Origin of the sequence: Microbacterium sp. CPCC 204701 (assembly GCF_004010105.1) — a bacterium.
GTDB lineage: Bacteria > Actinomycetota > Actinomycetes > Actinomycetales > Microbacteriaceae > Microbacterium.
Window position 1 is genome coordinate 1 of sequence record NZ_RRYE01000140.1, and the last position, 7,230, is coordinate 7,230.

Annotated in this window: 8 protein-coding genes; 3 read left to right on the forward strand and 5 right to left on the reverse strand. The window is 69.8% G+C overall.

Features of this window, described 5'->3' with window-relative positions:
- From EIO58_RS09820 to EIO58_RS09835, 4 genes are all read right to left on the reverse strand, one after another.
- The coding region (locus EIO58_RS09820) for a cytochrome c oxidase subunit I (RefSeq protein WP_205789208.1) at positions 1 to 920 on the reverse strand (920 nt) is incomplete at its 3' end.
- A 115-nt stretch (positions 921 to 1,035) separates the two neighbouring features.
- Positions 1,036 to 1,317 carry a hypothetical protein gene (locus EIO58_RS09825; RefSeq protein ID WP_127819385.1) on the reverse strand — a complete coding sequence of 94 codons (282 nt, stop codon included), beginning with the start codon at positions 1,315 to 1,317 and terminating at the stop codon, positions 1,036 to 1,038.
- Between the two features lie 180 nt (positions 1,318 to 1,497).
- Entirely contained in the window at positions 1,498 to 2,766 is a 1,269-nt protein-coding gene (locus EIO58_RS09830; protein WP_127819386.1) for a cytochrome P450, read from the reverse strand.
- Between the two features lie 204 nt (positions 2,767 to 2,970).
- Positions 2,971 to 3,996, reverse strand: a complete 1,026-nt coding sequence (locus EIO58_RS09835; protein WP_127819387.1) for a glycerophosphodiester phosphodiesterase family protein — start codon at positions 3,994 to 3,996, stop codon at positions 2,971 to 2,973.
- Positions 3,997 to 4,150: 154 nt separating this feature from the next.
- Between EIO58_RS09835 and EIO58_RS09840 the strand changes: the two genes are divergently transcribed.
- The 3 genes from EIO58_RS09840 to ligD all read left to right on the forward strand — a co-directional run bounded on the left by EIO58_RS09840 (position 4,151) and on the right by ligD (position 6,862).
- Positions 4,151 to 5,080 carry a Bax inhibitor-1/YccA family protein gene (locus EIO58_RS09840; RefSeq protein ID WP_127819390.1) on the forward strand — a complete coding sequence of 310 codons (930 nt, stop codon included), beginning with the start codon at positions 4,151 to 4,153 and terminating at the stop codon, positions 5,078 to 5,080.
- 122 nt (positions 5,081 to 5,202) lie between these two features.
- Positions 5,203 to 5,568, forward strand: a complete 366-nt coding sequence (locus tag EIO58_RS09845) for a helix-turn-helix domain-containing protein (RefSeq protein ID WP_127819388.1) — start codon at positions 5,203 to 5,205, stop codon at positions 5,566 to 5,568.
- A 49-nt stretch (positions 5,569 to 5,617) separates the two neighbouring features.
- Positions 5,618 to 6,862 (forward strand): non-homologous end-joining DNA ligase, encoded by a 1,245-nt coding sequence (gene ligD / locus EIO58_RS09850; RefSeq protein ID WP_127819389.1) that lies wholly within the window; start codon positions 5,618 to 5,620, stop codon positions 6,860 to 6,862.
- A 246-nt stretch (positions 6,863 to 7,108) separates the two neighbouring features.
- Here ligD and EIO58_RS19530 read toward each other — a convergent pair.
- The coding region (locus EIO58_RS19530; protein ID WP_164861616.1) for an ATP-dependent Clp protease proteolytic subunit at positions 7,109 to 7,230 on the reverse strand (122 nt) is incomplete at its 5' end.

Sequence of the window (7,230 nt, forward strand, 5' to 3'; positions counted from 1 at the left end):
ATCAGCGTCTTGTAGCCGAAGATCGGCTTGCGGCTGAACACCGGGAAGATCTCCGACACGATGCCGAAGAACGGCAGCGCGATGATGTACACCTCCGGGTGGCCGAAGAACCAGAACAGGTGCTGCCACAGCAGCACCCCGCCGTTGTGCGGGTCGTAGATGTGGGCGCCCAGCACACGGTCCGCGGCGGCTGCGAGGATCGCCGCCGCCAGCACCGGGAACGCCAGCAGCACCAGGATGCTGGTGATCAGCGTGTTCCACGAGAAGATCGGCATCCGCCACATCGTCATCCCGGGCGCACGCATCGTGATGATCGTCGTGATGAAGTTCACCGCGCCGAGGATCGTGCCGAACCCGCTCATCCCCAGACCCAGCATCCACAGATTGCCGCCCACGCCCGGCGAGAACGTCGCGCTCGCCAACGGCTGATACGCCGTCCAGCCGAAGCTCGCCGCGCCCTGGGGGCTCAGAAAGCCCGACACGGCGATGATCGAGCCGAAGAGGAAGAGCCAGAACGACAGCGCGTTCAAGCGCGGGAAGGCGACATCGGGAGCGCCGATCTGCAGCGGCATGATCGCGTTGGCGAACCCGGCGAACAGCGGCGTCGCGAACATCAGCAGCATGATCGTGCCGTGCATCGTGAACAGCTGGTTGTACTGCTCCCTCGTGGACACGATCTGCATGCCCGGCTCGAACAGCTCCGCACGGATGATCAGCGCCATCACTCCCCCGAGAAGGAAGAAGAGGACGGAGGCGATGAGGTACAGGTAGCCGATCGTCTTGTGATCTGTCGACGTGATCCAGCGGACGACGAGGTTGCCCTTGCGTTCGACGCGCGAAGCGCTGAGGAGCGCAGCCTGCCTCGGAGGCAGCGTCGTCGGGCGACCCCGCGTCTGCGCGGGCGGTGTGCTCATCGACATGGCTGCCCCTCACGGCGCCGGTCGCTCGCCGGCCGATGGTCGACGGTAAGAAGCGGTCCGGTCATCGAGAAAGGGCTTGACACCGAGGGCAGGAGTGTGGATGCGATCGCTCCGGTCACTGAATCTCGGTCGGATCGAGCACCGGCTGGCCTTGCGGCGGCGTGAGGATCACACGCGCGCGCTCCTGCATGTAGCCGAAGACCTCATCGTTGCGCGGCGCCTCAGCCCTGGTGTTGGCTGTCTCGGTCATCAGCTCGATGCCGGAGTTGAGCAGGAACGTCGCGCTCACCTCGTTGCCGTCGACGCCGATCGCCCGCAACGTCACCGTATCGGTCAGGTGCGCCGAGCCGAGCGCGCGCGCGTACTCCATCAGCCAGTCGGCGGCGTCGTCGTCCATGAGGAGGGACTTGTCTCCGTAGGTCACGTGCTTCATGCCGACACTGTGAGGGGTCGGATGCACCGGACGTACGCGATTGACACCCGCCCCGATCCGTGCATTCGCGGTGCTCGACGGGCGACGGATGCCGCAGCCCACCGCGTTCGCCGCTGCAGGGCGTGCCGGGCTCGCGGCGCGGTGTCACGCCGACGGCTGGATCAGCATCCCGTGCCGTCCTGGCAGCGCCGGAAGGCGCCGGAGATCGACGCGCAGGTCCTGGCTCGGCGCGGTCCACTCGGCGCGCGCGAGCGCACGGACGAGCACAGCGAGCAGGTCGATCGTGGCCGGCTCGCCCGGACAGCGGTGCCCGTCTGTCATCGATCCGGCACCCTGGGGCACGAGGCCCTCCACGGGATGCGGCACGAACCGGCCGGGATCGAACCGATCAGGGTCGTTCCACCGCCGTGCGTCGCGGTGCGTGGCGAAGAGGTCGACCATGACCCAGTCCCCCGGAGCGAAAGTCAGCCCGCGCCAGTACTGCGTGCCGATGGCGCGTCCGCCGATGGCGGGGAAGAACGGGGCGGTGCGCCGCACCTCCTCGGTGAAGGGCAGCAGCCAGCGGTCGTCGCTCGCCACGCGCTCGCGCCACGACGGATGCAGGTGCAGCGCAAGTCCCGCGAACCCGACGAACCGCGACACGGCGACGGTCGGCCGCAGCAGATTGAGCAGCTCGATCGCGGCAGTCCGCTCATCGAGCGGCGTGCCCTCTTCGCGATGCTGCAGGATCCGGTCGAACGGGGAGTCGGTCGTCTCCGACCCGTTCGTGCGCCGGAATCGCACCAGCTCGCGCGCCCAGCGCTCGGTGCGCAGGCGAAGGAGACGGCCGTGCCAGTTGCGAGGCCCGAACGAGCCCGCCCCGTCGATCATCGCGAGGAACTCGGCGGCGAGCCGGCGACGCTCCTCGGGCGTGCACTCGATCCCCAGCCACCGAAGTGCGGTGTCAGTGAGCACCTGGCCCGACGTCTGGATGAGTGACAGCGGCTCGGCGGACTCCCGCAGCGATCGCCACCGCAGCTCCCACTCCTCGCTCACCAGGCTCGTGAGCGCTTCACGCCGCGTCTCGCCGAGCACATCGAGGAAGATCGCACGGCGCCGACGGTGCGGGTCGAAGTCGAGGGTCTGCACACTGCCCTCGTCCTGCAGCGAGTGCAGCACCGACCGGGGCATCGCGCCCACCCGCGTGAAGCGGTCGGCGCCGTAGAAGAACTCGGCCGCGCCGGCCCCGCGCAGGAAGGTCACGGGGCGTCCGAGCAGACGCGTGCGGAAGGCATCCGTCCGGTGCTTCTCGAACCGGTGCCGGCCGAACTCGTACCCCTCCATCAGGAACCGATGCGATTGATCGCCGGAGATCTCGGTCGCCTCCAGCGGAGCCGACGCGTCGCCGATCGTGTCGAAGCTGGTCGAAGACACGGGCACTCCTTTCGACGCATTCGACGCTACGGGGGCGGCGTGGGCGCCCGAAGGGGGGTTGTCGCGCCGCGGCGACCGAGGTATGGCGGCGCGTGCTCGCCCCCGATCGTCGAGCGAGCGACGCCCCGGCCATCGAGCGCCGTTCTGCGCGGTCGCTGGGGCTCCCGTGCTCAAGAGCCGCGAAGCCAGGACCGCCGATCACCGTCAGGCGCGGAAGAACTCCGCACCGAGGTCGGGGTGGTCGACGAAGACGCCGTCGACTCCGGCGTCCCGGATCACCGCCCATTCCGCCTCCCAGTCGCCGAATGCGCCCGCTCCCCCGCGTCCGCGGAACTGGCCGATGAGGAATGCGTTCTCGGGCCGGCACGTCCAGGTGTAGACGCGCAGGCCGCGGTCGTGGGCGTCGGCGATGACCGGCGACGGGCCGGTGAGGCGCCCGAGCTTGTCTGGCGCGAGGATCATGCGCTTGTCGACGCTGATGCCGTCGACCCGGCCTACGAGGGCGTCGAGCCCCGCGGGCTTGGCGGTCTGCCGGTATGTCAACGCGGCCTTGCCGAACGCCGTGAGCTGGTCGAACGGACGGCCGGCGGCCTCGAGCAGATAGATGTACGCCGCACGGATGCCGCGTTCCTGCAGCGCGTACAGCACGCTCGACTCGAACGACTCGATCGTGAGCGGCAGCGCGCCGTCGGCCCAGCCCGCGTCGCGCAACTCCGCCTCGATCAGCGCGGCGATGTCCCAGCCGCCTCGATCGCCGAAGCACGTGGCGAAGTAGGTGGCGTGCTTCACCTCGAGGACGACGCCGATCTCGCGGCCCTGCTCGAGCGACGCCGCGCGCACCGCGTCGAGCACCTCGCGCAGTCGCAGCACGGGCTGCTCGTCATCGAAGCTCGCACTCGCCGGGCGGATCTTCGGCAGCCGCTCGCGGCAGCGCAGCGTCGACAGCTCGTCCCACGTGAAGTCCTCGGTGAACCAGCCGGTCAGCTCGGCGCCGTCGATCGTCTTCGTCGTACGGCGGTCAGCGAATACGGGCCGGTCCGCGACATCCGTCGTTCCCGAGATCTCATTCTCGTGGCGCACGACCAGCACGCCGTCCCTCGACACGACGATGTCGGGCTCGACGGCGTCCACGCCCATCTCGAAAGCGAGGTCGTACGACGACGCGGAATGCTCGGGGCGATAGCCCGGCGCACCGCGATGCCCGATGACGAGCGGAGTCCGGCGCGGCACCGTCTCAGCGTAGCCCGGGCAGCCCGGAGCACTGCCCTGCGGCATCCGTTCATAGCCTCCTCACAGCGCCCGTCTGCCCTACCTGGCGGGCATTCCGTTAGTGTGGATCCACAGCACAGTGCTGGGATTTCCTTGACTTTGGAGTGTGAGAGCAGTGGCCCTCAACAACCCCGCGTTCAGCAACCCGGCCTTCCAGGATCCGAAGGCCGTTCAGACCTATCCCGGTGGTCGTCAGGCAGCCGGTCTGACGCCGCCGCCCGCGCCGACGCAGCTGTCTGCGACGCAGGCCGCCGCGACGGACGCCGCAGCCCAGGCCCGGCTCGAGGGAATGTATGCGGCCCCCGCGGCCGGCGCCATCGAGACCGATCGCATGACCGTCGAAGACACGGTGTGGAAGACCGTCGGACTCTTCGCGATCCTCCTCGTCACCGCGGCCGTCGGCTGGGTGTGGACACTCGGCGGCCTCGACGCGTCCAGGGCGGCAGAGCCGTCGATCCTCCCGTGGATCATCGGCGCACTGGGCGGGTTCGTCCTCTCGATGGTCGTGATCTTCACCTCGCGCAAGAAGGTGCGCCCCGCGCTGATCTTCGCGTACGCCGCGTTCGAAGGCCTCTTCGTGGGCGGGATCTCGGCGTTCTTCGAGGTCATCTGGTCGGGCATCGTCTTCCAGGCGACCCTCGCGACCTTCTCGGTCGTCGGCGTCACCCTGGCCCTCTTCGCCAGTGGCAAGATCCGCGCCTCGGCGAAGGCCACGAAGATCTTCCTCATCGCGATGGTCGGGTACCTCGTGTTCTCGCTGATCAACGTCGGCCTGATGATGTTCAACGCGCCCATAGCGGGCGGTGCCTTCGGCCTTCTGAGCCAGGAGTTCATGGGCATTCCGCTGGGCCTCATCATCGGCGTCCTCGTCGTGATCATGGCGGCGTACTCGCTGGTACTCGACTTCGACCAGATCCAGCAGGGTGTGCGCAACGGCGCACCGCGCCAGTTCGGCTGGGTCGGCGCCTTCGGCATCATGGTCACCGTCGTGTGGCTGTACGTCGAGATCCTCCGCATCCTCGCGATCCTGCGCGGCAGCGAGTAATCGCACCGCTGCACGAGAAGGCCGCCCGGTTCGCCGGGCGGCCTTTTCGCTGCGGTTCGACACCGTTCTGCTCTCAGCGGAACGCCTGGGCCGAGGCATCCGTCGCGTCCTACCCTGATGCCATGGCCGAGCTGATCCCGCTGCCGTCGCGCCCCGCCCGGGAGCCCGAACCGCTGTGGCGCGATGCGCTCGGCGATGTGCTGCGCCGCCTGCGCCACGAGCGCGGCGAGCGACTGGCCGACACCGCACGCCGCGCCGGCGTGTCACCGCAGTACCTGTCGGAGGTCGAGCGGGGTCTCAAGGAGCCGTCGAGCGAAATGATCGCCGCGATCGCCGGCGCACTCGGCGTCACGCTCATCGACCTCACCATCGCCGTCGCCGAAGACCTGCGCGGGGTCGCGGAGCTGACCTCGGTCTCGTCGCCCGCCCTGCCGATGCCCGCCGCCGCGCCGCACGTCGAGACCGGGGTGTACGCCCTCGCCTCCTGATCCGGCTAGGCCTGGCCGCGGCATCCGTCAGCCAGATAGCCTCGGCGACATGAGCCCGTCGAAGTCCGAAGCAGAGATCCTCGACATCCAGGGGCACGAGGTGCGCATCTCGAGCCCCGGCAAGATCGTGTTCCCGCAGCAGGGGCTCACCAAGCTCGACGTCGTGCGGTACTACCTGTCGGTCGCCGACGGTGCTCTGCGCGGCGCAGGCGGGCGGCCCATGGTGCTCAAGCGCTTCCCGAAGGGCATCGACGCCGAGCCGTTCTTCCAGAAGCGCGTGCCCGAGAACCACCCCGACTTCGTCGACACCGCGACGCTGCAGTATGCGCGGGGCACGTCGGCCGAAGAGGCGGTCATCCGGGATGCCGCAGGTCTGGCGTGGGCGATCAACCTCGGCTGCCTCGACCTCAACCCGCACCCCGTGCGCGCCGAAGACCTCGATCACCCCGACGAGCTGCGCATCGACCTCGACCCGATGCCCGGAGTGGACTGGACGCAGATCGTCGACGCGGCCTTCGTCGCGCGCGAGGTGCTCGATGACGTGGGACTCGTGGGCTGGCCGAAGACCAGCGGGTCGCGCGGAATGCACATCCTCGTTCGCATCGCGCCGCTGTGGGACTACAAGCAGGTGCGGCTCGCGGCCGAGACCCTCGCGCGTGAGGTCGAGAACCGCGCTCCCGGCCTCGCGACCGCGCGGTGGTGGAAGGAGGAGCGCGGCGAGAGCGTGTTCGTCGACTTCAACCAGAACGCGAAGGACCGCACGGTGGCATCCGCGTACTCGATCCGCCCGCTCCCCGATGCGCGGGTCTCGACGCCGCTGGACTGGGACGAGGTGCGCGATCGGAGGCCCGAGGAGTTCACGGTGCTCACCGTGCCGCAGCGGTACGCCGAGATCGGCGACCCGCACGCCGGCATCGACGACGCCGTCGGAACCCTCGACGGCCTCCTTCGCCTCGCCGAGGAGCTCGGCCCTGCCGAGAAGCCGCCGCGCGGCGGCGGCGCCGACGGACGTCGGCAGTCGACGATGCCCCTGATCGAGGTGGCCCGCACGAAGACCAAGCCCGAAGCCCTCGAGGCTCTCGACGAGTGGGGGTCGCGGCATCCGTCGGCCGCCGCCGCGCTGCACCCTGCCGACGTGCTCGTCGACGGCATGCGCGGCTCGAGCTCGCTCTGGTACCGCGTGCGCGTCAACCTGCAGCACGTGCCCGAGCCCGAGCGCCCGCCTCAGGAAGACCTGATCGCCGACTACGACCCCTGGGCGGGGAAGACCTGGCCCGGGCGCCCCGCCGGCTGAGCCCGGCACTCTCCCGGATGCGTGCCTGTTCGGGGGTCGCAACACGCGGCGACGTCACCGCGACCCCGCGTGTCGCGCCACCCGAACACGCGCCCGTCCCCCACCCGACGCGTCGCCGCGCCGCCGACCCGGGCTCACGTGTCACGACACGCGGCGATGGCACCGCGATGCCGCGTGTTGCGCCACCCGAACCCATGCCCGCACGCATACGACGCGGCGGCGCGAGCCGGCTCAGCGGGGGTTGGCTCAGCGGGGGCGGTCGAGCACGCGGTCGGCCAGGCCGTAGGCCACCGCATCGGCGGCGGTGAAGACGCGGTCGCGATCCGTGTCGGCGCGCAGCTTCGCGAGGTCCTGCGCGGTGTGCCGCG

Bases quoted from the DNA above. Each gene is read 5' to 3' on its own strand.
- EIO58_RS09825 (WP_127819385.1), bottom strand. From the start codon at position 1,317: ATGGACGACGACGCCGCCGACTGGCTGATGGAGTACGCGCGCGCGCTC.
- EIO58_RS09845 (WP_127819388.1), top strand. From the start codon at position 5,203: ATGGCCGAGCTGATCCCGCTGCCGTCGCGCCCCGCCCGGGAGCCCGAA.
- ligD (WP_127819389.1), top strand. From the start codon at position 5,618: ATGAGCCCGTCGAAGTCCGAAGCAGAGATCCTCGACATCCAGGGGCAC.